The organism is Brevibacillus dissolubilis, from assembly GCF_006170445.1.
Taxonomy (GTDB): domain Bacteria; phylum Bacillota; class Bacilli; order Brevibacillales; family Brevibacillaceae; genus Brevibacillus_B; species Brevibacillus_B dissolubilis.
The window spans coordinates 68,955-92,866 of the sequence record NZ_VCNA01000013.1 but is presented as its reverse complement, the minus strand read 5'-3'; the positions used below and the strand labels follow the sequence as shown (position 1 = coordinate 92,866).

The window sequence follows — 23,912 nt, the reverse complement described above, 5'->3', positions numbered from 1 at the left end:
TCTCTTTGGTGAAGGTGTGAGTGAAAGTGAAACGAATCACGCTGAAACAATGGGCAGTCGGGTTCGCCATGACCAGCCTGTTAACCGGATGTACGACCAATGACACTGAGCCTGCACAGGGGTCTTTTGATACGCCCAATGTGCCGGTCCGTGCCGCTTCTGATATTCAAGGGGAGCTCACCTATCAGGACGTCCTGCAAAAAGGGGAGCACATCCACTTCGTCAAGCCATCTCCAGATGGATCAAGACTCTGGCTTGGCACACATGTGGGTCTCTATGGGACAGCAAGTCAGAAGCTCTGGGCGGAGACGCCGGAGGATCTTGCGCTCGACGATATCCGGGGTGCTTTTTTCGACCCCGAGGAGACGGAGCACGTCTATGTGACGGGTCAAGGTGTAGCCAAGCGCAGCCGTGACGGCGGCGAAACATGGGAGCCGATGATAACGGGGTTACCTGACCAGCCTGACATCCTCGGATTGACGGGTGTACGGCAGAAAGATCAGGTGAACCTCTATGTCTATGTGTCGGGGATGGGGATCTATCAATCCCGCGACGGCGGTGACCGCTGGGAGCTGATGGAAGAGCTGCAGCAGCTCAATCAGGAGGTCTATGCGATCGACTACAATGCCTATGAGGAGCGCCTGTATGTGCTGACACAGAACGGTCTGTTATCCGCGCAGGAAGGCAAGTGGGAGTCTGAGGTAATCGAGGGCGTGGAGCGCGTCTTTTCGCTTGCCATCGACAATCAGCACAATAAGATGTACCTCTCCACCGACCAGGGCATCATGGTGAAGGAAGAAGACAGCGATTGGGAGATGTTGTCCCAAGACGTTCCTGAACGGCTCAGTGCGATTTCACCGGGACACAGCGAAGATACGTTAATCGGGATCGGTGACTCTGCCATCATCTATTTTTATGAGAACGGCGAATGGAAAAAATGGCAGTAAGCCTGCCAATAGAAAAGAGGTGATCAGATGGAGAAGATCGCCATTATTGACATGGGTTCCAACACCATCCGGATGGTCATTTTTGAAATCAATCAAGATTCGTATCATCTGGTCGACGACACCAAGGAGACGGTACGGCTCAGTGAATCGATGGGGCCGGAGCGCATCCTCAAGCCTGCCTCCGTCAAACGCGCCCTGTCTACGCTCAAGCGCTTCATGAAGCTGTGCCGCTCGCGCCAGGTGACGACGATCGTCCCTGTCACGACGGCGGCTGTACGGATTGCAGAGAACCAGCAGGATTTCCTCAACACCGTCGAAGCCGAGACCGGTCTGCGTTTTCGTGTCCTGAGCGGGCATGAGGAAGGCTATTACGGATTGGTCGGGGTACTCAACGGATTTTCTCTGCAAGACGGCTTCACGCTCGATATCGGCGGGGGAAGCTCTGAGGTGACCCTGTTCCGTAGCCGCAAGCTGTCAGACAGTGTGAGTATGCCGTTTGGGGCGTTGACCTTGACCGAGTCATACCGCGACCCAGAGCAGGATGGCAGGGTGTCGATTTACGATGTGCGGCAGTATTTGCGCAGCGCTTTTCTTAACCAGCCATGGATCAGTGCCAATCACGGCCTGCCCCTGATCGGACTGGGCGGCACGGTACGCAATATCGCCCGCATCCACCGCAATCTCATCGGTTATCCGATCGAGATCGCCCACAACTACGAGATGAGCAAGACACAGGTAGATGAGACGATCAACTACATCGCCTCTCTCTCCTATAAAGAGCTGCAGCAGCTCCCCGGCCTCTCCAAGGAGCGTGCCGACATCATTCTCGCGGGTGGCTTGATCATCCAATCCCTGATGGAAGCCTGCAAAGCACCGCAGCTTCTGATCAGCGGCAACGGTATCCGCGAGGGTCTTTTCTATGAGTACTACCAACAGCGATACCCGCAAAAGCTCGCAGCAGATGTGACGATGAGTGAAGTGGAGAACCTGATGCATTATTACAAAGTCGACCACTCACACGCCCATCACGTCGCACACCTGTCCCTGCGGTTGTTTGATGATTTGTCCCCGCGTCATAAGATGGGGGAGAGCGAGCGCCGATTGCTCCATTTTGCCTCCCTGCTGCATGATGTGGGTGTCACGGTCAGCTTTTATGAGTGGCAGAAGCACACCTACTATGTCCTGCTCCACTCCAAAATCCCAGGGCTGACACACCGCGAGCGTCTGCTGGTCGCTCTGATTGCCGCCAGTAAAAATAAGAAAAAAATCCGCGAGTGGTCCGCCCCTTATCAGATGCTTCTCAAGCCGGAGGACGAAGAGCTGGTGCTGAGACTGACGATCATCCTGCTGATGGCTCGCGCTCTCGACCGTTCGCTCTCCATGGATGTACAGGATGTCACCTGCAAGCTGTCCGGAAAAGAGACCAAGATTATCATGCACACCGTCACCCCTGATATCGAGCTGGAGCTCAAGGAAGCCCGCGAGCTACTGGAAAAGTTCGATAAAAGCTTCGGCGGACGCTTCGAAATTTCCGCCAAAGTCGTGGAAAAAGTGATGGACAAGCCATAGCGCTGTTTGTATCTAAAGGAGTTTTTACCAATGAAAAAAACATGGAACAGGCTAACCCGCTACTCACTGCTCGTCACCTGCTGTCTGGCTTTGACGGCCTGCTCGTTCTTTGGCAGCAGACCGTCAGAGGAGGCACCGGAGCCGGCCACCCCGACCATCTCCTCGGTGTTCCAAATCAGCGATAAACATTACGGGGGTGTCGTTCCCTATCGTCCCAACCAGACACGCGGCATGCTGGCTGAGCGGGATTACCGGATCGACTTCAGCCATCTGGAGCTGGGCATGATGGAGATCGCCCAAGAGACGTTTTCTACCGAAGAGTATCTGTTCCAGGAAGGACAGCGTATCTCCAAGGAACAGGTCGAAGCCTGGGTCTCCCGCTCCAGCAAAAACCAAGAAGGTCTCAACCCGCCAAAAGGCAAAAACCTGCTGATCCAAGTGCTTGAGCACGATTATGTGAGCAAGCAGCAAAACGGCCCGTTCGGTATGGTGATCAGCCTCGCACTCAACCCGGTATATACCGATCCATCCGGTCAAGAAAAGGAATTCACCGTTGATGAGCTGCGTGCCAAAGGACAGCAGCTCTCAGCTCGTATCGTGCAGAAGATCCGCGCCGAGAACCAGCAAGTCCCGATGGTCATCGCGCTTTATCAAGTGCCTGGGCGCTCATCCACCCTCGTACCTGGCCGCTTCATCATGACAGGGACGGTCAATGCCACAGACAGCTCTGTATCGAAGTGGCAACCGATTCAGGAAGAATTCTTCCTCTTCCCCGGAAGTGATGCCGAGTCCGAATACCCGCAGATCTCGATGCAATATGATAAGCTGAAGAAAAATGTTCAGGGCTTCTTCGGTGAATATATCGGCTTGACCGGTCTTGGCCGCTTCATGGACGGTGAACTCGTAGAGCTGACGATCACTGCTTCAGCTGAGTACGATTCCCGCACAGAGGTCTTGCAGTTCACCCAATATGCTGCCGGACTGATCAACCAATACTTCGATAAAAAAGTGCATGTCAACCTCTACGTCCAGTCCATCACCGCGCCATTGGCGATCTATGTCCGCCCGTCAGAAGGCGAACCGTATATGCATATCTATCGTAAATAATCAAACACAAGTGTGCAGAATTGAACATTATTTTGCACACTTGTGTACATAGATTCATTTCACCTATGCGATTGGAAGACCCCTTGCATGCAAACACTACTAGCGTTGCCGTAAATCCGGAAAAGTTGGTATGGTTTTTGCATATAGAAATTCCTGTTACTTTCACGTTACTAGGCTTATTAACCAAGGAGGCGTTACATCGTGCAAGTGGATTACAAAAACGAACCATTTACCAATTTTAAGCTCCCTGAAAATAAGCAAGCGTTCGAAACAGCGCTCGCTCAAGTAGAAAGCGAACTCGGCCGTGAGTATGACATCATCATCGGCGGCGAAAGAATCAAAACCGAAAAGAAAAGCAAATCGATCAACCCATCCAATACACAGCAAGTCATCGGTGTGGTTTCCCAAGCAGACAAGGAGCTTGCTGAAAAAGCAATCCAAACCGCTGCTCAAACCTTCGAAACCTGGAAAGCTGTACCTGCGACTGCACGTTCCCGCTACCTGTTCAAAGCAGCAGCAATCCTGCGCCGCCGCAAACATGAATTCTCCGCTTGGCTCACCAAAGAAGCGGGCAAAAGCTGGCCGGAAGCAGATGCGGACACCGCAGAAGCAATCGACTTCATGGAATACTATGCACGTCAAATGGACAAATTGGCTGAGCGCCATCCATTGACCCGCATCCCAGGCGAAGACAACGAACTCTACTATGTTCCATTGGGCGTGGGGATCGTAATCCCACCTTGGAACTTCCCACTCGCGATCATGGTTGGTATGACGACTGCAGCACTCGTAGCGGGTAACACCGTAGTGCTCAAGCCAGCATCCACCACACCAATCATCGCAGCGAAATTCATGGAAATCCTCGAAGACGCAGGCGTACCAGCAGGCGTGGTTAACTTCGTACCAGGCAGCGGCGGCGAAATCGGTGACTACCTCGTTGAGCACCCACTGACCCGCTTCATCTCCTTCACTGGTTCCCGTGACGTAGGTCTGCGCATCAACGAATTGGCTGCGAAGCACCGTCCAGGCCAAAAATGGATCAAGCGCCTCGTTGCTGAAATGGGCGGTAAAGACTCCATCGTCGTAGACAACGATGCTGACCTCGAACTGGCTGCTCAATCCATCGTAGCATCTGCATTCGGCTTCTCCGGCCAAAAATGCTCTGCATGCTCCCGTGCGATCGTTCACCAAGACGTATACGATCAAGTACTCAACCGCGTAGTTGAACTGACCAAACAACTCACTGTAGGTGACGTTGTGAACCCAGAGTTCTACACCGGTCCAGTAGTTGACGACAAAGCATACAATAAAATCCTCGAATACATCGAAATCGGTAAATCCGAGGGTAAACTCGTGGCAGGCGGCGAAAAAGGCCCAGATAACGGCTACTACATCTTGCCAACCGTATTTGCTGACGTGGCTCCAGATGCACGCATCATGCAAGAAGAGATCTTCGGACCAGTTGTGGCTTTCTGCAAAGCTAACGACTTCGACCACGCGCTCGAAATCGCCAACAACACCGAGTATGGTCTTACTGGTGCAGTCATCTCCCGCAACCGTGCACACCTCGAAAAAGCACGCACCGAGTTCCATGCAGGTAACCTCTACTTCAACCGCAAATGTACCGGTGCGCTCGTAGGCGTACACCCATTCGGCGGCTTCAACATGTCCGGTACCGACTCCAAAGCGGGCGGCCCTGACTACCTGCTCCTCTTCACCCAAGCGAAACTCGTATCTGAGTTGCTCTAATGACAAAAAGGCTAAGTCTGGATCTCACAGACTTAGCCTTTTTCTTACTACCCAGCTCACTTTCATGACGAAAGCGCAGGGGAGAACAACTTACAGCGCCACATTCTTCAGACTCAACTCAGGATTCAAGACATGTGCCACATACGCCTCCGCACTTTCTGCCAGCGCCTCATCTGACACACCATAAACTCCGTGGTAGGCATGGGTCGGCAGGAATTCAAGCCCGGTCAGGTTCGCCATCGCCTGCAGCGGACGGAGCAATTCACTCAGCGTAAATTGGTTACGTGCACCTGCTTGGTATACATCTTTCGCCCCACCTGCAGATACGGCTAAGACAAGTTCCTTACCGTGCAGAGCGTTCCCTTCAGAGCCATATGCCCAGCCGTAGGTCAAGACGACATCCTGCCATTCTTTCAGAAGAGCAGGGGTGCTGTACCAGTAGAGTGGGAACTGGAATACGATACGATCATGCGCTTCTGCCAGCTTTTGCTCACGGGCTACGTCGATTTTCCCATCAGGATAAGCTCCATAGAGGTTGTGAACAGTGACGTTTTCTTCTTTGGCGATACGCTCTGCCCAAGCTTTATTAATGCGGGATTGCTCCAAATGTGGATGAACAACGATAACCAGTGTTTTCATAGTTTTTTTCCATCTCCCTAAATCTTTTTAATTTGTATGTACAAGCAACTTAAACCTGAAAAAAATTTAAGACTGCTTATCCAACGTCTCACTTGCATGGTGAATCATTTCGGTCAGTGCTCTGGCCTCTTGCTCACCAAGGATGGCAGAGTAACGGGCGTACAGGCTTTTCCAGCAGTGGTTGATTTCATCCATCACTCCCAAGCCCTTATCGGTGAGGTAGAGCATGGAGAGCTTGCCTTCTGTTTTGCGTTCGATCAGATTCTTGACGACCAGCTTGTCGATCAGGCGGGTGCTGGTGGATGGAGCGATATGCAGGATCTCGCTCAGGTCTTTCTGGGTGATGCCTGGCTGATCCTTAACCGTCATCATGAGGTAAGCATAGGTGGGGGAGAGTCCGATTTTCTGGAACTCCTCTTCACCGATCTTGGTGATGATGCGCGAGAGCCGGTTGGCTGTGAAGAACAGGCAGGTGTTAAAGCATTCGTTCATAGGCGTTCCTCGCTTGCAATCAAATCTTGTTTGTACATACAACTTACCATTGTTTTGGCTGACTGTCAAATCCGAATGGGTAACGGGTTGTACCAGATGGGTAGGAAAAAGTCCTGAGCCTACAGAAGACTCAGGACTTTCTCTTTATTCAGACCAGCTTGTTCAGTCAGACAGTCAAAGCTTACTTCGTTGCGATACCGCGAGCGCCGAAGATGGAGTCGATCTGAGCTTGGTGAGTACCGCCATAGAGCAGGCCGTCAGCGTTACGGATCGCTTTTGCACCATCTACGAAGCCAGAGTTAGGAGTGAGGGAGAAGTGGGATTGGAGAATGATCTTGGTCGCTACGTCACGGCCAAAGGTGTTAGCCATATCGTAGAGTGGTTGGGACCAGATTTCACCGTCATCATGCACTTCGCCAGCCCAGTCGCGTGGATATACCTTGTTGGTATCGAGGCGACGGAGGCAAGGTGGATTGCTGGAAGAGTAGGAAACAGCGTCCCACTCACCGATGCAGCCTTTGCCGTAAGTGTTGCCGGAAGTAGCATCTTCATAAGTAGCACCGAGGTAGTCACCGAAGCCTTCACCCATAGCGCCGCCCTCAAGTGTGTTACCGAAGCCTGGCACTTGGTTGTCTTGGATGGAGTGACCATACTCGTGAGCGATGATACCAGCGTCTTCCGCGTCATCTACGCCACCGGAACCAAAGGTAAGAGCTTTGGTGGATGGGGAATAGTAGGAGTTGTCCGCTGTGTATTTACCGTTGTTAACAACGATCGAACGGTTGTTGATGTTGGTGAAGCCGAGGGTTTGGATATAGCGTTGGAGGGTGTCGATGTGGTAGTACGCCATGACATCCTCGAAGCTGTCGCTGTTGCGGGTATAGTTGAAGGTATTGGTTGCATTGTATGTGTTGATTTTGGAGCTGATGGTTACGTATTGACCTTTCAGGTAACCAGAGCCATCCAGACCCAAGATGCTTACGGATTTGAGCTGGCCGGTAAGCGCTGTGGAATCAGCGTCGTTGTTGTCCAAGAAACCAGTTTTGGTACCCGCAGAGGAGATTGGGTTTGGATTGAACACTTTACCTGTACCGGTAGCACGCACGTTCAGGTTTTTGTTTTTGAGTACTTTACCGTTGCCTGCATGTACATAAGCTTCCCATGCAGCATTGGAATCAGCATCGTGGAAGACAACGCGGTAAGCAGGTACTGCTTTGCCGTCTACAACGGTATAACCGTATTCAGTGATGGTATCGGCCCACTTGTTGTTTTTGTCTTTTACTTTATTGTGCTTGATGGTGAAATCTTCAGCATCTTTTTTGGAGATTTTGGTTTTCGCGACTTCCACTTCGCTTACTGGAGTGTAGTCAGATACAACCAGTACGGCATTGTTGGAACGGTCGAGAGTGACGGTTACTTGTTGGGTGAATACAGGTGCGCCCTCAACGGTTTGTTGGTAGCGGACATAGGTACCTGCATCCGATGTAATAGAAGTAACGTACGCGAGGTCGGACAGATCAGCTTTCAGGTTGAACTTGCCTGCGTTGTCCTTCAGGTATTGATCAGCAGCCGCTTTGGAGTCCAAAGAAGCTTGTGCGGTTGGAGCCGCCGTTTCTGCAGAATTAGCCATGACGGATGGAACCACCATAGTCAGAGCCATTACAGCCGTTAAAGAAGCAATAACTTTTTTGTGATTTTTCATAAGGACACCCCTTTCTGTTAAAATAATTATAGCACCTCTCACAATATATTGAAATATGAAAGTAATCAGTTTTTTTATATTTTTTTCCGACAAAATTTCGTTGATTGCTTTCGGGATTCAGATAACAAATGGAACGTGTCTGAACATAGCAAAATGTACGATTTTGACTTACCGGCGCTGATTTGGGGGAAGCAAGTCCAAACTAATAGGAACAACGAATAAGAAGTGGGTGAAAAAAGTGGCTTCCTATCTTGTTCCGTTTTTGGCGACCTTTTTCTTGGTCTCTCTCTTGATTCCCGTGGCGATGCGGGTTGCCTGGAAGATTCGATTGATCGATATGCCAGTCGGGCGTAAAGCACACCAGAAGCCGATGCCGCTCTCCGGAGGGCTTGCGATGTTCATCGGGGTGGTGCTGGTTACGCTGGCTTTTGCAGATGGACAGCCTCTGGTGACAGCTCTGGTCGTCGGGGGGATGCTCTTGGTCGGAGTAGGCTCGTTCGATGATTGGTTTAAGGCACAGCGCAGAGAGTTTCCGGTGTCGCCCAAGCTCATCGTCCAGCTGCTGGTGGCCGTCATTGCGTATGCCCTACAGATTCGGTTTGGGGCGATCAGTCTGTCGTGGTTTGGCTGGGATTCGGGGGAGATGTACGTATTTCCGCAGTGGCTGTCGTTCATCGCTACGGTGGTCTGGATCGTCGGCTTGATCAACATGGTTAATTTTCTGGATGGGGCGGACGGGCTGGCAGGCGGGGTGACGGTGTTTAGTGCGACCACGCTGTTCTTTATTGCGCTCGTCAAAGGGCAGGAGACGACAGCGATGATTGCGATTGTATTGGTTGGGGCGACGCTTGCGTTTTTGCGGTTTAACTTTTTTCCGGCCCAGATGTTCATGGGGGATGCGGGAGCGACGTTTCTGGGTTTTGCCTTGGCGATTATTTCGCTGGAGGGAGCGATGAAGGGAGCGACCTTGATCTCGTTGGTCGTCACCGTCCTTGCGCTCGGACTACCTGTGATGGATACGGTGCAGGTATTTGTCAGCCGAATGCTTGCTGGAACGGCCCTGTATCAAGCGGACCGGCGTCATATGCACCACCGCCTGATGTCGCGCGGACTGTCACCGAAGCAGACCGTTATCGTGCTGTATGTAGTCAGCTTCTTGTTCTCAGCGGTTTCTCTTCTATTATTTCTCTATGTATAAAATACAAAAGTGTGATTTATCTCACAGCCATGACAGGGGGGCTTGGGTTAAAATGAGATGTAGGTAAAGAATGTTAAAAAAGGGGGCCACGTGGATGTTGAACCTGATTCGCAATACGTTGACCAATAAAGAAGGGTTCATGATTTTTATCCTGTGGAATCATCTGTGGCTGTCGATTGCCCTGTGGCTGACGCTTGGGATACCGTTTTTCCAGATGGTTTCACTGGGGCTGTTCGTCACCTTGATTGTTTCACCGCTTTATTTCTGGAAAAAAGAGAGTAAGGTTATCCGTTATCTCGTTGCCGTTGGATTTGTGTTTTATTCGCTATCGTTGGCTCATTTTATTCCTTATGCAGAAGTCGCGTATCTGCCGTTCATCGTGCTGGGCTTCTTGGCGGCCTATCTGGATTGGCGGGTCGTTGTCAGTACGGGGGCACTTTATTTTGTTTCTATTATTACTGGTTTTACCACTGGATGGTTTGATATTTTTGAAGGCGGTTCCACCGAGGTTGATTTGGTGCTGAAGCTGGTGGCAATCTTCCTGATGGTCAGCGGTCTTACCTATCTCTGTCTGGCAGGTCAGCATACGCTCAAGGCCGCACACGATGCCCGCTGTGAGGCGGAAGAGAAGGAAAAGCGTCTCAAAACGATTCTCAGCGATGTGGCTACCGTCACACAGGCGCTCGATACGACCTCTGAGCAGGTCAACGAGCATGCCGATATCACCAGACGCAGCAATGATGACATGATGACCGCGTTCCGCGAAGTGGCGACAGGCATGGAGTCCCAAGCCCAATCCACCGTGCGGATTGAGGAGGAGGTACAATCCATCGACTCCGAGATTGCCGAAGTCAATCATCAGGCCATCATGATGAAGGATGAAGCAGAGAAGAACAACCAGCTGCTCGCCAAAGGAATCGAAATGATGAACGACCTCTCCAATCAGATGGAACACATCGTCCAGACCGTTCAAGTGGCGTCTACCACCATCAATGAATTGAACAGGCAAGCCAACCGTGTCGAGGAGATCGTCGGCACCATCAACCAGATCGCCACACAGACCAACCTGCTAGCGCTCAATGCCGCGATTGAATCTGCCCGTGCCGGTGAGCATGGACGCGGCTTCTCCGTAGTCGCAGACGAGGTACGCAAGCTGGCCGAGCAGTCAGCAGTCGCTACGCAGGAGATCACGACGATCCTGCAATCTCTCCACCATGAGAGTCAGAATGCTGTGAACCATATGAAATTGGGTGAAACCTCTGTTTCCAAAGGACAAGAGCTGACTTATTTCACCGTCCAGTCGATGGAAAAGGTACGCAATGACATGGCCAAGTTCATGGGTGCCGTGGAAAAGGTACGCAGCAGCATGAACCTCGTCAAACAGCGCTCTTCCGAAGTGACCGGCGAGATGTCCAACATCACAGCGATCACCGAGGAGTCTGTAGCGAGTCTGGAAGAAGTGTTCGCTACGGCTGAAATTCAACGTGAAAAGGTAAGTGAGATTGCAGAGGAAATCCATCATCTGCATGATTTGTCAAAAACCTTACAGAGATCCTTGCAGTAATATTTGCTCGTATGGAAAACTCGTGGTAGAGTAGGTGAAGAACACCACAAGGAGTTGTCCTATGAGGAAACGTATGCTACGCGGGCTGATTAAGCAGTTACCGCAAAATGCGATGTCGCGGCAAATGGGGAAGATTATGGCCTCACGTCTGAGTCGCTTTGCTATTAATCGCTATATTAAGCATTATCATATTGATACAACTATGATCGAAAAACCAGTCGGTGAATATCGCACGCTCAAAGAATTTTTCACACGTCGTCTGAAGCCGGAGGCCCGTCCGATTGATCCGGCCCATCAGGTGATTGTAAGCCCGGTGGACGGCAAGGTTTCCCAGCTCGGTGATATCGTCGAAGGGACACTGATCCAAGCCAAAAAACGGGACTACAGCGTACTTGACCTGCTGGGTGGTGACAAGCAGATGGCTGAGCGCTTCAAGGGCGGCAGCTTCATCACCATCTACCTGAGTCCGCGCGACTATCATCGAATCCATATGCCGGTGGAGGGGAAGCTGTTCAAGTATACCTACCTGCCAGGCCGCCTCTATCCGGTCAATGAGATGGGTGTCGAGCATGTAGATAAGCTGTTTGCCCGCAATGAGCGGCTCATCACCTACGTCCAGAGCAAGACGGCAGGCTGTGTCGCCATCGTCAAGGTAGGTGCTCTGTTCGTCGGCAGCGTCAAGGTCACCTACAACAACACCGCCACGACCAACATCAAGGGCGGGCGTCAAGTAAGTGAAGCGATCGGCGGTACCCCGATGTTTGAAAAAGGCCGGGAAGTCGGCTGGTTCGAATTCGGTTCCACGGTCATCCTCCTGTTCGAAAAAGGCAAGATGAACTGGGCACCGGGACTCGAAGTAGGCAGCACGGTCGTAATGGGACAAAAAATTGCCGAGACGGCAGAAGAAGAGCATGCACAGCCTTGATGCCAAGGCGGCATGCTTTTTTTTCGGGAAAGGGGCATTATCTCAGATGATGAACTGGCAAGAGATCACCACAACCGACTCACCACTGCTCACACCGGCGCTTGAGCTGTATCAGCGTTCTTTTGCCGAGGAAATTCGTGAACCGAATGAGGTATTGATCCGGGGTATTCGGGAGAGCAGCAGGCTTTTACCGACCGTGTATCATTTTCTCGTGGGTCTGAATGAAGCGGGACAGGTCATCGCTCTGTCGACCGGCTACTATCTAGCAGAAGCCAACTGTGGCTTCATCGTCTATCTGGCAGTTGATCCCACTCAGCAGAGCAATGGGATCGGAGGCGAGCTGATCAGCCAGATGGAGCGGCTGTTCGTCCAAGACGCCAAGGCACAAGGCAAGATCGATCCGCATGTCATCTTGGAGACAGAGCGGGAAGCAGATGCCCATGACCAAGAGGAGCAGGTGATGTGCCAGCGCAGACTCCGTTTTTTCCATCGGCAGGGCTTTCGGATGGTTCCAGAGACGGGGTATCATCAACCACCGCTTCATTCCGACACACCAGCCGTTCCGCTCCATCTGTTAATCCGTACGAAGCGGAATCCGGCAGTATTTACCGCAGTAGAGCTTCATGGGATCGTCCGTGCTATGTACATAGAGAAGTACCATAAGATCAACGGACTGCCCCGTGAAATGCTACAGGAACTTGATGGAAAAATTAACATCGGCTTACGAAGCATTCAGCTTGAAGAGATCGTTGGACATCGCTCAATCACTAAAAAATAAAGGGAAATTCAGTCTGGAACGAACGGTTTCAGGCTGTTTTTTATTGATATTTTTGTTAGATTTTATGTGAGCTACAAAATGTTTTCTTAAGGTAATCTTAAGATTTCGGTAAGGTTTCCTAAAGTTTCGGACGGTAAGATGATACTCATGAAACGACTGACTTGGAATCTTTTTCCTAACCTATAGAAAAGTGAGTGTTGTCCACCATGGCTATTCCGAAACTTCGTTGGGGACAGGAGGGTAGAACTCCTGATCAGCCACAGACCGGTTATTTTGAATCACGCAGTTTTGATGAGTTGTATGATGAGTACTTCGACCGAGTGAACCGTTACTTGCGCAGCCGTGTCCACAATCCGTGGGATGCCGATGACCTGACTACGACGGTCTTCCTCAAAGCACTGGAAAAATTCGGACAGTACAGCAGAACCAGCCCGTTCGCTGCCTGGATCTTCTGTATCGCGCATAACACCTTTATCGATTTTGTCCGCAAACAACGCGAAATGCCGTCTGATAACACAGATCTCTTCACGAGCGAGACTGATGATACCTGGCAACCGGAGCAGCAGGCTTTGACCAGTGAAGAAGGCCAAGTGCTGCGCGGCAAAATGGAGCGACTGACCCGTGACCAGCGCGATGTCCTGACCCTGCGCTATTTCGGTGACCTCAAGGTGGCACAGGTGGCAGAGCTGCTCGGCAAGACCGAATCCAGTGTCAAAACCATCACATACAGAGCCTTACGTGAGTTGAAACGCTTGTATATGCGCGAAAGCGAGCAGGCAAGATAAGGGAATGATGCTAAAAGTCATTCCTTTTTCGTGCTTTTCATATAGATGAGTAGTACCCTATTTTAGAGATGTGAAGAAGTGGAGGAAGCTACGTTGACTTCAATTGCAATTGTGACAGACAGTACGAGCTACATACCCGAAGAAGAATTACAGCAACTAGATTCTGTTTTTATCGTGCCGCTGCAGGTCATCTATGGTTCCGAAGCATATCGGGAAGGGGATAATTTCTCCGAAGCCGATTTTTATGAGAAGCTGCGCAAGACGGACAGCCTGCCGACTACCTCACAGCCGCCGGTTGGTGAGTTCGTGGAGCTGTTCGAGCGTCTGTCTGAGCAGTATGACCGTGCGATTGCGATCCACCTGTCGAGCGGCATCAGTGGAACCTGCCAAGGCGCGATGACGGCATCCCGCATGGTGGAGGATTTCCCTGTAGATGTCATCGATTCCCAGATCACGGTCTACGCGATGGGCTTCATGGTCGTCGAGGCAGCCAAGATGGCCAAAGAAGGCAAGAGCCACGAGGAGATCCTGGCCCGTATCAACTACATCAAAGAAAACAGCACCACCTATTTCCTGGTGGATGACCTCGATTTTCTCTACCGTGGCGGACGACTCTCTGCTGCTGCGATGATGCTGGGGACGATGCTCAAGATCAAGCCGATCCTCACCTTTGAAAACGGTAAAATCGTACCGTACCAAAAAGTCCGCACCCGCGGCAAAGCCAAAAGCGGGATTATGGAGCTGTTTGAGGCCGAAGCCCAAAAAGGCAAGCCGATGCGCTGTTCCATCGTACAGGCTGATGTTCGCGAAGAGGCAGAAGAATGGAAAAAATATATTGAAGAGAAATATCCGCATGTAGATGTATCTGTTTCCCACTTTGGTCCGGTGATTGCCACACATGTAGGCAACGGGGCGATGGGACTTACCTGGTATTATTTATAATTTTGATGACGCGCGACCGTCTGCCCAAAATGGGGTGGGCGGTCTTTTTCATTTGATCATGAAGGTCACGCAGCAGGCATACATATGAAGGGAAAGGAGTGATCACGTATGAATCAGCATCAAGTCAACTCCAACTCAAGCTACTCATATCCACAGGCCACGGTTCAATACGCTGGTTTTTGGCGACGGGTAGGCGCTTATGTCGTGGATGGCATCATTTTGTTCATTGTCGGTTTTATTGTAGGGTTACTGGTCGGGATTGTCGCGGCAGTCGGAGGTTTGCCGCCAGAGTTTGCTGCTATGCTGTCTAACCTGATCAGTGCGGTTGTGTCTGCCGTCTATTTTGCCGCTTTTGAGGCGTCCGAGAAGCAGGGAACCTTGGGCAAGCAGGCACTGGGGATCAAGGTAACCGATCTCAATGGCAACCAGATCAGTACAGGGCAGGCGGTTGGACGTTATTTTTCGAAGATTCTCTCCGGGCTGATCCTGATGATCGGCTATCTCATGGTAGGGTTTACCGAGAAGAAACAGGGGCTGCATGATAAGATCTGCTCCACGGTTGTCGTGAAAAAATAATGGTGAAATGGATGGAAAGCGCCTAAAGATTTTGGGCGCTTATTTTTCGTGATCGGGGAAAGCTTGGTCTTATCTGCGATACCTATGTCATCAAAGATTGACCAAAACTATTTTTTTGAGAAAAACACCTTAATCAGATGTATTTCTTTTTATGACGAATGATTACGGGTAAAAATTGACGTGAACGCAATTGTTCCAGTATCCTTAAGGTTATATGCTCTCGTATAGAAAGAAATCTTGGAGGTGGAATCTTTTGAGCGCCATTACTCGTACTGAAGTGGAACATGTAGCCAAGCTTGCCCGTCTGAAGCTGACTGAGGAAGAGGCAGAACGCTATACCAAAGATTTGAATGCGATTCTGGAGTTTGCCAAAAAATTGGACGAACTGGATACATCCAACGTAGAGCCGACCAGCCACGCAACCGACGTGAAAAACGTCATGCGTGAAGACGTCAACCGAGCGTCCCTTCCGCGTGAAGAAGCCCTGCGCAATTCACCGGAACATGAAGAAGGCCAGTTGAAGGTACCAGCTGTTTTTGAATAGAACGAGATGAGAAGAGAAGGGGTGACCAACGTGTCCCTGTTTGATAAACGTTTATCTGAAATACATAGTGACTTACGCAAAAAAGAGCTGTCAGTCACTGATCTGGTCGAAGCGTCCCTCTCCCGCATCAGCGAGGTGGATGGCGAGATCAAAGCCACTCTGACTGTTGATGAAGAGGTCGCACGCAAGCAAGCCAAAGCATTGGACGAGCGTCTGGCGAAGGGCGACGGCGAGTTCGGCCTTTTGTTTGGTCTGCCGGCGGGAATCAAGGATAATATTGTGACCCAAGGCATCCGTACTACCTGCGCGAGCCAAATCCTGTCCAACTACGACCCGATCTATGATGCGACCGTCAGCAAACGGTTGAAGGCACAAGATGCACTGATCTATTCCAAGCTCAACATGGACGAGTTCGCGATGGGCGGCTCCAACGAAAACTCCAGCTTCTACCCGACCCGCAACCCATGGAACTACGACTACGTGCCAGGCGGCTCCAGCGGTGGTTCTGCTGCGGCGATGGCAGCGCGTGAATTCTTTTTCACACTGGGTTCTGATACAGGCGGCTCCATCCGTCAACCGGCCGCATTCTGCGGTGTCGTAGGACTCAAGCCAACCTATGGCCGAGTATCGCGCTATGGTCTTGTAGCGTATGCGTCTTCCCTCGACCAGATCGGTCCAATCACCAAAAACGTCGAGGATGCGGCCTACGTGCTGCAAGCCATCGCGGGCTTCGATGAATTCGACTCTACCTCTGCAGACGTAGAAGTACCGGATTACCTGTCCGCACTCACCGGTGATATCAGCGGCCTGCGTATCGGTGTGCCAAAAGAGCTGATCGGCGAAGGCATCGACCCAGAGGTGCGCGAAGCAGTCATGACCGCACTCAAGCAGCTTGAGTCACTGGGCGCTACATGGGGCGAGGTATCCCTGCCACATACCGAATACGCGGTTCCGGCTTACTACCTGCTCGCATCCTCTGAGGCTTCTTCCAACCTCGCCCGCTTCGACGGTGTCCGCTATGGTGTGCGTGCTGAAAATGCACAAAACCTGCTCGACGTCTACATGGAATCACGCACCCAAGGTTTCGGGGATGAAGTGAAGCGCCGTATCATGCTCGGCACTTATGCGCTCTCCTCTGGCTACTATGATGCGTTCTATAAAAAAGCACTGCAGGTGCGTACCCTGATCATCCAAGACTATCAAGCGATTTTCGCTGACTATGATGTCATCCTGCATCCGACGACGCCAACCACTGCGTTCAAGATCGGGGAGAACGTCGACGATCCGGTGAAAATGTACTTAGAAGATATCTGTACCGTACCGGCTAACCTGGCTGGATTGCCTGCGATCAGCATCCCGTGCGGCGTGAGCAACAAAGGTCTGCCAATCGGCATGCAGCTGATCGGGAAAGCATTTGACGAAGCCACTATCTTGCGCGCTGCACATGCTTACGAGCAAGCAACCCAGCATCATCTGCGCAAGCCGGAACTGGTAAGGGGGTAGAGAGAGATGAGCAAGTTTGAAACCGTCATCGGTCTGGAGGTTCACGCCGAGCTTTCCACCAACAGTAAAATTTTCTGCGGCTGCCCGACTGAATTCGGCGCACCGCCTAATACCCATACCTGCCCAATCTGTCTCGGTCATCCGGGAGTCCTCCCTGTGCCGAACAGACAAGCGATCGAATACGCGATGAAAGCAGCGCTTGCGCTCAACTGCGAGATCTCTCAGGAGACCAAGTTCGACCGCAAAAACTACTTTTACCCGGATCTGCCGAAGGCTTATCAGATCTCTCAGTTCGACCAGCCTATCGGTAAAAACGGCTGGATCGACATCGAGGTCAATGGTGAGACCAAGCGCATCCGCATCAACCGTCTGCACCTGGAGGAAGACGCGGGCAAGCTGACCCACTCCGAGTTTGGCGGCGGCACCCTCATCGACTACAACCGTGTAGGTGTACCGCTCGTCGAGATCGTCTCTGAGGCAGATATCCGCTCCGCAGAAGAAGCGAAGGCGTATCTGGAGAAGCTGAAGAGCATCATCCAATACACCGGTGTCTCCGACGTAAAAATGGAGCAGGGCTCCCTGCGCTGTGACGCCAACGTCTCCATCCGTCCATATGGTCAAGAAGAATTCGGGACCAAAACCGAGCTGAAAAACATGAACTCGTTCCGTGGTGTACAGACAGCTATCGAATATGAAGTGAAGCGCCAAGAGGAAGTCATCACGGGCGGCGGCACGATCATCCAAGCCACCATGCGCTGGGATGAAGCCAACCGCAAAACCGTGGTCATGCGTACCAAAGAAGAAGCGCACGACTATCGGTATTTCCCAGACCCTGACCTGGTGCGTCTGCAAATCTCTGACGAATGGCTCGAAGCAGTCAAAGCTTCTATTCCTGAGCTGCCAGAAGCCCGTCAAGCCCGCTATGTCAATGAGTATGGCTTGTCCGTTTACGACGCAGGCGTCATCACGATGGCGAAGGAGACCGCAGACTTCTTCGATGCAGCAGTCAACACCGGAGCAGATGCCAAGACGGTCGCCAACTGGCTGACCTCCGACCTGTTCGGCTATCTCAACGCCAACAACCTCGAACTGCATGAAGTCAAACTCACGCCAGAAGGTCTCGGTGAGATGGTCAAGCTGATCGAAAAAGGCACGATTTCTACCAAGATCGCCAAAACGGTCTTCAAAGAAATGCTCGACACCGGTGATGCACCTGCCAAGATCGTCGAAGAAAAAGGCTTGGTGCAGATCAGCGACGTAGGCGAGATCAAGCGCATCGTCGAAGAAGTGGTTGCCGCTAACCCGCAATCTGTGGAAGACTATAAGGCTGGTAAAGAGCGTGCGATCGGCTACCTCGTCGGACAAGTCATGAAGCAGACCAAAGGGAAAGCGAACCCTGGTATGGTGAATGAGTTGTTGGTTGAAGTGCTGGGAAGCCTATAATCACCCGCTTGAAGCATAAAAAGAGAGAAGACGTGCCCTCCAAAAGAGATGGCCGTCTTCTTTTTTACATTTGGCATCTATGCAACTTTTTGGGAGGCAAATTCGTCTAGACAAGCAGACACTCCAGAGAGGATGATAACGTTGCATAAACGCTTGATCACTCTGACTGCTGCCTATCTGACTTTTTTGGTGCTGACCTTGACGGGATGCGCCAGCATAAACACTCACCGCGAACCCGAGCCAGGCCCGCAGACGCTGGAGCAAGCGGATTCGGTCCAAGTACCGGAGCGCCTGCTATCCCAAGCGCCGGGTCGTTACCATGTGTACGTCTTCCTCAATAAACCCGCCACCGAAAAGTACCGTACCGAGATGAACCACATCCTAGATACGGGCCGGGTGGATGAACTGGGATGGTTTGAGAACACCCAATTGGATTATTATCAGCAATTGAACATTCAGGAGTATCCGACCATCATCGCTCTAGACAACAAGGGGGTTGCCCTGCGTACGTCAGATGTCGCCTGATTGATTGCGTTTCTGGAAAAGGAGCGGGCTGGGTCTCTCAATCCGTAAAAATCCGTGGAAACCTGTCAAAACTCGCGAAAAAAGAAGCTATCCGGCGCAATCAACCTGCACTGGATAGCTTTTGTTATTGAGTAGATCAGATCATGTCATGTCATTCTAGGTCTTGCCCCGAGCATCCTTTTCCAGCCACTCATCCAGCAGTACCAGATACAGCTCCAACATATCAGGAGTCAAATATCTCGCATGGAAATAATGAACCGCCGACAGATAAAGCAATCCCTCTGACAAGGAAATCCGCAGGGGAAAGTCCTCCTGCCACGGAATCACCTCATGATACCCGCGATAGAACGGCTCGTACATGTCAGGCTTGGTACGGAATTCGGTATCGTTGAGCTTGGGCAGGTCATAGAGCGGGTCGTAGAATTTGGCGATCTCAAAGTCAAGCAACGCACGGAATTGACCGTCTGTTACGAGGAAATTAGGGAAATATAGGTCGCGGTGGGTGAGAGCGGGACGGATGTCGGTGGGGAGTGCTTCGATGAGGCTCCGGCACTTTTTCTCTGCAGCCCCCAGCTTTTCTTCGGGCAAAGAGTGGCTCTCCCGAATGTCAACTCCCAGCCGATTCAGCCGATCTTGGCAAAATGTCTGCCAGGAGGGGAAGCGGATTTCCCCATGCGCATCTTCGCTGAAGCAGTCTCCTTCAATCGTATGCAGCTGACCGACCGCACGGCCTAAGTCATAGGCGAAGGCTACACGTTGCTCTGGTGTCATGTTCGGTAGAGCGGTCTCTGCGTCTTCGCCGTCCAGCCATTCTTGGATGTAGTAATTACGTCCGAGAACATTAGGAGCGGGGCACTTTGCGAGAATAGTGGGGGCAGGAATGCCACCATCTTGGGCAAGCTCACAGGCACGCATTTCGCTTTGAAAATGATAGAGCGAGCCTTTGCGTCCCGCGATTTTTAACAGACAGGTGCGATCCGTGGTCGTAATTTTCCAACATTCGTGGCCGAAGCTGTTGGTCAAGCGGCTGACCCCGAGGATCGGTGAATCATGGCCCATCAGGTGATAAAAGGCTTCGTGGATGAGGGATGGGTCGGTTGGGGAGGGGCTGGGGTTTGGGGATGTCATAGTTGGTTGATTGTCCTCCTTTATCCTTTAGGTATGTGGTACGGATCGGTTGAGCTAAGGGGTGCCACATGCGGATGGAATGCGTACCATTACGATAAGTCTGCATGGAAGGACATGTCAAGTTTGTAGAAAAACGCCCGCTATCCTATAATAAAAAGGAAGATAGTTGCACAAGAGGAGGAAACCCGATGAAAGTCCTGTCCATCACAGGGGAAGCTGTTCCAGCAGGCAAAGGCGGCTCACCGTCTGATACGTTTGACCGTTCGATGGTTACATACGAGTCCGACAATGCCACGAAGTCTTTTACGGTTACGTATCCGCGTTATTTTGATAAAGTACTGGCGGAGCGCGGTATCTATGATCAGGAGAAGGAAGGCGTACCAGTCAGCCGGATCGTCGCCATTCTATACGTAGAAAAGCATCCAAACGTGCGTGAATCCCGCACCTATTACAATGATACAGAACAGTTCCTGACTCTGTTCGAAGGCTTCAGCTTCGCTGATTTCAAAAGCAAATACGGTTCTCTCGCCTCTGCGTAACTTGCGCAGGGGTTTTTTGATGCCCCAATCGGGAATGCTATGGGTAAACATGACTGGGGTGAGAACGGATGGCAGAAGGACTTTGGCTCGGCTTGATGCTGTTGTTGGCGTGGAATCAGGCGGATCATGCGCATGCGACGATACAGGGAGAGATCGGACACAATCAGGTGGTGGAGTATGCCACAAGCAGTCCATGGCAGGCGATGATGACAAGCGCCCGCCTGCTCACAGAGGAATATGACCTGATCCTGACCGATTGGAAAAAAGGGCAGAAGCTTGATCTCAAGCATAGCCTATTTACGCTCGACTCGGTCAGTGAAGGTGGGATTTCGGCGGGAGCGATCTTGTTCACTGGCAAAACGTTCGGGCACGAGGGACAGGTCTCGATCACCTTCTATGACATGGAGGGCAACGGCTATCTCATGAAAAAAGGGCAGTCTGCAGTGGCAAGTGTCGATCAAAAGCGTACCACTTTTTCGGTCGGGGCGATTGTTCCGGCGCAGCTGCGTGGGCGTGAGGGGATTGTTCAGGTATCGTTTCGGGGCAAGGAGCAGGAACGGGCTGCCTTTCAGTTGAAGGTGAAGTTTTAGTTGAAGCTACACACATAATGTAGGGGAAATGAACCGGACGATGGACAAGGTAATAAACGAAAAGCGGAGAACGAGCACAAGAAACACGCTCCGATCTCCGCTTTTTTTATGCGTTATGCGTCTCGATGTTTCTTCAGCATCCGATAATCCGCGATCACATAGCCGAACGACTCGTACAGCTTGACCGCCGCCGGATTGTTCGCTGTCACGAAGACTTGGCCACGCGACAAGCCTTTGGAGGCAAACCAGTCTTCGCCCGCCTGCATCAACAGATGGGCCACACGCTGACCGCGAAAGGCAGGCTCGACGAAGATCTCGTTGATGCATCCGCCTTCTAGCACGCCGTGACGGGGAGTATTGCGTACCTCGATGTAGAGGAAGCCGGCAAACTCGCCTGCAGCTGTCTCGGCGATCAGAATCTGCTTGTTCTCATCGGTGTGGGCTGTCTGCAGTTCTTGGTCATAGTCATTCGCTGCTTCCGGGGTGGCAAGGAGCTTCTCCCAATACCCGGCATCATGCGGCTCTCCCGTGATTTCCATCCATAGACGGGAATGATACAGCTCCAATGCGAGGTTGCAACGTTGCACATTGGCACGGTCTTGCTCATAATGGAAAGGACGAATGGTGATGGGCATAGGGAAGCCTCCTTTTTATGTACCTAAAACATCTACAAAAGTTATACAAAATAGACACATGTTAAACTAGACTTTTTCGCTAATTATAATTATTATAAAGTAAGCACCTACATATGAATAGTAGGAAGTGAGGAATACGATGAAAAAGACAGGTATCCTGATCATCGGACACGGTTCCAGCAATGCCTCATGGGTTCAGTTGGTGGACGATGCGGTAAGCAAGCTGCATGTATCCGTGCCGGTTGTGATGAGTTTTCTAGAGATGGTAGAGGGTCGTCTGATCGAGGACGGCATTCGTGAGCTGGAGGCACAAGGCGTGGAGAAGATCATCGCGCTCCCGCTGTTCGTGTCATCCGGCAGTACACATATTGATGAGATCGGCTATCTGCTCGGTGTCTATGAAGAGATCGAGATGGAGCCGCACGATGATGAAGAGTTCACCCGCATCGAGACCAGTGCGGAGATTCACTACTGCCCGCCGATGAACAACCACCCGCTGATCGTCGACATCCTGGTGGAGCGCATCCGTGAGCTGTCCACGAATCCAGCCGAAGAGGTCCTGCTCTTGGTCGGACACGGTGCAGACGAGGGCAAATACCACCGCGAGTGGGAAGAAGTCCTGCAAAAGATGGCGTTGACCCTGCGCCAAACATTTGGCTTCAAAGGCGCCACCTACGGAACTATGCATCCGGACAACCTGTCCTGTAGAGCCAAGGCCGTCACCCGCAAGAACCGCACGATTGTTGTGCCGCTGTTCCTGAGTGAAGGCTATTTCACCAAGCGCGTGATTCCAGGCCGTCTGGAAGGGCTCGATTACGTGTACAACGGCAAAACCTATCTGCCCCATCCCAACGTCACCAAATGGCTGCAGGAAGTCATCGACCACGAGCTGGCTCAGACCGTTTCCTAACAGAAGGCCATCACATAGCGCTCAACCCATTGAGTTTATCCGTTTATCAGTTCAACCAAAAAAGGATCTCTTCCCGTGCTGTACAGGAGAGATCCTTTTTGTATGTCAATAAGCCGACTTATATGGACAAATTTGTTATACTGGTTAGGATGCGTCTTTTTTGATAGGGGCAGAATCCGGTGTGGAGATGGCGGGATCAGAATCCTTGGAGCCGATCCGGTTGCCGAAGCGGGCCACCAAGACCCCGCCGATGATAAGTAACGCACCGATCACCTGATACATCGTGATGCTCTCTTGCAGATAGATGACGCCAGAGATCATGGCAAAAGCAGGCGGGAGGTTACCGTACATTGCGGTGCGGGTACTGCCGATCTTTTGCAGACCCCAGTTCCAGATAAAGTAGCTGACCGCAAGTGCGAAGACCGCTGAGAAGATCAGGCAGAGCCAGCCGGTCGTCGTGATCGCAGAGTAGTCTTGTGCAGCGAGCTGCGGGGTAGCGAGGAGAAGCATCGGGATCGTTCCCAGCACCATCGTATAGGTGGAGAACTCAAGCGGCGTGTATTTGGACAGCCACTTTTTCGAGAGGGCGGTATACAAGCCCATGCACAGACCGCCGCCGACCACCAGCAAATCACCGATCAGGTGCTCCGAGGAGAGGAAGGATAGACCAGCCTGTGACCCGAAGACGAGCAGAATCCCGGAGAACGAAAGCACCAGCCCCATCCAGATGTACCAGCGGGCTTGTTCGATCCGCAGCAGGATACTGACCCATGCCACGTGAATCGGGATGGTCGCAAGCAGGATCGCGGTATTCCCTGCTGTGGTCAGATTGGTTCCCTCGATAAACAGGTACTGATACAGCGTGTGCCCCAATAGCCCCATCACGAACAGGGCGGGAATGTCACTCCAGCTGAACTTCTTTGCACGCTGAGCTGCAATTAAAATCAAGATACTCGTCAAGCTGGCGATGACGAAGCGTATACTATTAAAGGTTAAGGTGGAAAAGCCAGCATTCAACCCAACCTTGACGATGGTTGCATTCACACCCCATGTGACGGCGACCAGAATGAGATACAGGTCCACCATCTGAAAACCAGATTGCTTGTTTGACACGTTGGTCAC

The 23,912-nt window shown here is 51.6% G+C and carries 24 protein-coding genes; 18 read left to right on the top strand and 6 right to left on the bottom strand.

Going from position 1 to position 23,912, the window contains the following annotated elements:
- Positions 1–20: 20 nt before the first annotated feature.
- The 4 genes from FGI41_RS20625 to pruA all read left to right on the top strand — a co-directional run bounded on the left by FGI41_RS20625 (position 21) and on the right by pruA (position 5,372).
- Positions 21–947 (top strand): WD40/YVTN/BNR-like repeat-containing protein, encoded by a 927-nt coding sequence (locus FGI41_RS20625; protein ID WP_139492199.1) that lies wholly within the window; start codon positions 21–23, stop codon positions 945–947.
- 27 nt (positions 948–974) lie between these two features.
- The gene (locus FGI41_RS20620; RefSeq protein ID WP_139492198.1) at positions 975–2,516 is read left to right on the top strand and encodes a Ppx/GppA phosphatase family protein; all 1,542 of its coding nucleotides are present in this window, start codon (positions 975–977) and stop codon (positions 2,514–2,516) included.
- A gap of 30 nt (positions 2,517–2,546) precedes the next feature.
- Positions 2,547–3,623: a CamS family sex pheromone protein gene (locus tag FGI41_RS20615; protein WP_139492197.1), complete on the top strand. Its 1,077-nt coding sequence runs from the start codon at positions 2,547–2,549 to the stop codon at positions 3,621–3,623.
- Between the two features lie 201 nt (positions 3,624–3,824).
- On the top strand, positions 3,825–5,372 hold the full coding sequence (pruA, locus tag FGI41_RS20610) for an L-glutamate gamma-semialdehyde dehydrogenase (protein WP_139492196.1): 1,548 nt from the start codon (positions 3,825–3,827) through the stop codon (positions 5,370–5,372).
- A 90-nt stretch (positions 5,373–5,462) separates the two neighbouring features.
- Here the strand turns inward: pruA and FGI41_RS20605 are convergent, their stop codons facing one another.
- From FGI41_RS20605 to FGI41_RS20595, 3 genes are all read right to left on the bottom strand, one after another.
- Positions 5,463–6,011: an NAD(P)H-dependent oxidoreductase gene (locus FGI41_RS20605; protein ID WP_139492195.1), complete on the bottom strand. Its 549-nt coding sequence runs from the start codon at positions 6,009–6,011 to the stop codon at positions 5,463–5,465.
- 66 nt (positions 6,012–6,077) lie between these two features.
- Complete coding sequence (locus FGI41_RS20600; RefSeq protein ID WP_139492194.1) at positions 6,078–6,503, bottom strand: MarR family winged helix-turn-helix transcriptional regulator; 426 nt, start codon at positions 6,501–6,503, stop codon at positions 6,078–6,080.
- A 181-nt stretch (positions 6,504–6,684) separates the two neighbouring features.
- On the bottom strand, positions 6,685–8,205 hold the full coding sequence (locus tag FGI41_RS20595; RefSeq protein WP_255298569.1) for a M36 family metallopeptidase: 1,521 nt from the start codon (positions 8,203–8,205) through the stop codon (positions 6,685–6,687).
- Between the two features lie 238 nt (positions 8,206–8,443).
- Here FGI41_RS20595 and FGI41_RS20590 point away from each other — a divergent pair, with 238 nt between their 5' ends.
- The 11 genes from FGI41_RS20590 (at position 8,444) to FGI41_RS20540 (ending at position 18,988) form a co-directional block, all read left to right on the top strand.
- A complete protein-coding gene (locus FGI41_RS20590; protein WP_255298568.1) occupies positions 8,444–9,403 on the top strand; it encodes an MraY family glycosyltransferase in 960 nt (319 codons plus the stop codon).
- 94 nt (positions 9,404–9,497) lie between these two features.
- Positions 9,498–10,967, top strand: coding sequence for a methyl-accepting chemotaxis protein (locus FGI41_RS20585; RefSeq protein ID WP_139492193.1), 1,470 nt, complete (start codon positions 9,498–9,500; stop codon positions 10,965–10,967).
- A gap of 61 nt (positions 10,968–11,028) precedes the next feature.
- Entirely contained in the window at positions 11,029–11,892 is an 864-nt protein-coding gene (gene asd / locus FGI41_RS20580; protein WP_139492192.1) for an archaetidylserine decarboxylase, read from the top strand.
- Between the two features lie 46 nt (positions 11,893–11,938).
- Positions 11,939–12,670: a GNAT family N-acetyltransferase gene (locus FGI41_RS20575; RefSeq protein WP_176560366.1), complete on the top strand. Its 732-nt coding sequence runs from the start codon at positions 11,939–11,941 to the stop codon at positions 12,668–12,670.
- 206 nt (positions 12,671–12,876) lie between these two features.
- Positions 12,877–13,455: an RNA polymerase sigma factor gene (locus FGI41_RS20570; protein WP_139492190.1), complete on the top strand. Its 579-nt coding sequence runs from the start codon at positions 12,877–12,879 to the stop codon at positions 13,453–13,455.
- A gap of 93 nt (positions 13,456–13,548) precedes the next feature.
- Positions 13,549–14,397, top strand: coding sequence for a DegV family protein (locus FGI41_RS20565; protein WP_139492189.1), 849 nt, complete (start codon positions 13,549–13,551; stop codon positions 14,395–14,397).
- A 108-nt stretch (positions 14,398–14,505) separates the two neighbouring features.
- Entirely contained in the window at positions 14,506–14,973 is a 468-nt protein-coding gene (locus FGI41_RS20560; RefSeq protein WP_139492188.1) for an RDD family protein, read from the top strand.
- Between the two features lie 253 nt (positions 14,974–15,226).
- Positions 15,227–15,517: an Asp-tRNA(Asn)/Glu-tRNA(Gln) amidotransferase subunit GatC gene (gene gatC / locus FGI41_RS20555; RefSeq protein WP_139492187.1), complete on the top strand. Its 291-nt coding sequence runs from the start codon at positions 15,227–15,229 to the stop codon at positions 15,515–15,517.
- A 30-nt stretch (positions 15,518–15,547) separates the two neighbouring features.
- Complete coding sequence (gene gatA, locus FGI41_RS20550) at positions 15,548–17,020, top strand: Asp-tRNA(Asn)/Glu-tRNA(Gln) amidotransferase subunit GatA (RefSeq protein ID WP_139492186.1); 1,473 nt, start codon at positions 15,548–15,550, stop codon at positions 17,018–17,020.
- Between the two features lie 6 nt (positions 17,021–17,026).
- A complete protein-coding gene (gene gatB, locus FGI41_RS20545; protein ID WP_139492185.1) occupies positions 17,027–18,463 on the top strand; it encodes an Asp-tRNA(Asn)/Glu-tRNA(Gln) amidotransferase subunit GatB in 1,437 nt (478 codons plus the stop codon).
- Positions 18,464–18,604: 141 nt separating this feature from the next.
- Positions 18,605–18,988, top strand: a complete 384-nt coding sequence (locus FGI41_RS20540; protein WP_139492184.1) for a hypothetical protein — start codon at positions 18,605–18,607, stop codon at positions 18,986–18,988.
- Between the two features lie 156 nt (positions 18,989–19,144).
- On the opposite strand, the gene FGI41_RS20535 is transcribed toward FGI41_RS20540, so the two are convergent.
- On the bottom strand, positions 19,145–20,116 hold the full coding sequence (locus FGI41_RS20535) for a phosphotransferase family protein (protein ID WP_139492183.1): 972 nt from the start codon (positions 20,114–20,116) through the stop codon (positions 19,145–19,147).
- A gap of 188 nt (positions 20,117–20,304) precedes the next feature.
- Between FGI41_RS20535 and FGI41_RS20530 the strand changes: the two genes are divergently transcribed.
- Entirely contained in the window at positions 20,305–20,655 is a 351-nt protein-coding gene (locus tag FGI41_RS20530; RefSeq protein ID WP_139492182.1) for a hypothetical protein, read from the top strand.
- Positions 20,656–20,723: 68 nt separating this feature from the next.
- Positions 20,724–21,245, top strand: coding sequence for a hypothetical protein (locus tag FGI41_RS20525; protein ID WP_139492181.1), 522 nt, complete (start codon positions 20,724–20,726; stop codon positions 21,243–21,245).
- A gap of 113 nt (positions 21,246–21,358) precedes the next feature.
- Here the strand turns inward: FGI41_RS20525 and FGI41_RS20520 are convergent, their stop codons facing one another.
- On the bottom strand, positions 21,359–21,880 hold the full coding sequence (locus FGI41_RS20520; protein WP_139492180.1) for a GNAT family N-acetyltransferase: 522 nt from the start codon (positions 21,878–21,880) through the stop codon (positions 21,359–21,361).
- Positions 21,881–22,019: 139 nt separating this feature from the next.
- Here FGI41_RS20520 and FGI41_RS20515 point away from each other — a divergent pair, with 139 nt between their 5' ends.
- Positions 22,020–22,790, top strand: coding sequence for a sirohydrochlorin chelatase (locus FGI41_RS20515; RefSeq protein WP_139492179.1), 771 nt, complete (start codon positions 22,020–22,022; stop codon positions 22,788–22,790).
- A 144-nt stretch (positions 22,791–22,934) separates the two neighbouring features.
- Here the strand turns inward: FGI41_RS20515 and FGI41_RS20510 are convergent, their stop codons facing one another.
- Positions 22,935–23,903: a DMT family transporter gene (locus FGI41_RS20510; RefSeq protein ID WP_139492178.1), complete on the bottom strand. Its 969-nt coding sequence runs from the start codon at positions 23,901–23,903 to the stop codon at positions 22,935–22,937.
- Between the last annotated feature and the right edge of the window lie 9 nt (positions 23,904–23,912).

Excerpts from the sequence above, each read along its gene's own strand:
- FGI41_RS20605 (WP_139492195.1), bottom strand. The coding sequence starts at position 6,011 with ATGAAAACACTGGTTATCGTTGTTCATCCACATTTGGAGCAATCCCGC.
- FGI41_RS20570 (WP_139492190.1), top strand. The coding sequence starts at position 12,877 with ATGGCTATTCCGAAACTTCGTTGGGGACAGGAGGGTAGAACTCCTGAT.
- FGI41_RS20600 (WP_139492194.1), bottom strand. The coding sequence starts at position 6,503 with ATGAACGAATGCTTTAACACCTGCCTGTTCTTCACAGCCAACCGGCTC.
- FGI41_RS20595 (WP_255298569.1), bottom strand. The coding sequence starts at position 8,205 with ATGAAAAATCACAAAAAAGTTATTGCTTCTTTAACGGCTGTAATGGCT.
- FGI41_RS20620 (WP_139492198.1), top strand. The coding sequence starts at position 975 with ATGGAGAAGATCGCCATTATTGACATGGGTTCCAACACCATCCGGATG.
- FGI41_RS20560 (WP_139492188.1), top strand. The coding sequence starts at position 14,506 with ATGAATCAGCATCAAGTCAACTCCAACTCAAGCTACTCATATCCACAG.
- FGI41_RS20575 (WP_176560366.1), top strand. The coding sequence starts at position 11,939 with ATGATGAACTGGCAAGAGATCACCACAACCGACTCACCACTGCTCACA.
- gatB (WP_139492185.1), top strand. The coding sequence starts at position 17,027 with ATGAGCAAGTTTGAAACCGTCATCGGTCTGGAGGTTCACGCCGAGCTT.
- FGI41_RS20525 (WP_139492181.1), top strand. The coding sequence starts at position 20,724 with ATGGCAGAAGGACTTTGGCTCGGCTTGATGCTGTTGTTGGCGTGGAAT.
- FGI41_RS20520 (WP_139492180.1), bottom strand. The coding sequence starts at position 21,880 with ATGCCCATCACCATTCGTCCTTTCCATTATGAGCAAGACCGTGCCAAT.
- FGI41_RS20615 (WP_139492197.1), top strand. The coding sequence starts at position 2,547 with ATGAAAAAAACATGGAACAGGCTAACCCGCTACTCACTGCTCGTCACC.
- FGI41_RS20535 (WP_139492183.1), bottom strand. The coding sequence starts at position 20,116 with ATGACATCCCCAAACCCCAGCCCCTCCCCAACCGACCCATCCCTCATC.
- asd (WP_139492192.1), top strand. The coding sequence starts at position 11,029 with ATGAGGAAACGTATGCTACGCGGGCTGATTAAGCAGTTACCGCAAAAT.
- FGI41_RS20585 (WP_139492193.1), top strand. The coding sequence starts at position 9,498 with ATGTTGAACCTGATTCGCAATACGTTGACCAATAAAGAAGGGTTCATG.
- FGI41_RS20515 (WP_139492179.1), top strand. The coding sequence starts at position 22,020 with ATGAAAAAGACAGGTATCCTGATCATCGGACACGGTTCCAGCAATGCC.
- FGI41_RS20530 (WP_139492182.1), top strand. The coding sequence starts at position 20,305 with ATGAAAGTCCTGTCCATCACAGGGGAAGCTGTTCCAGCAGGCAAAGGC.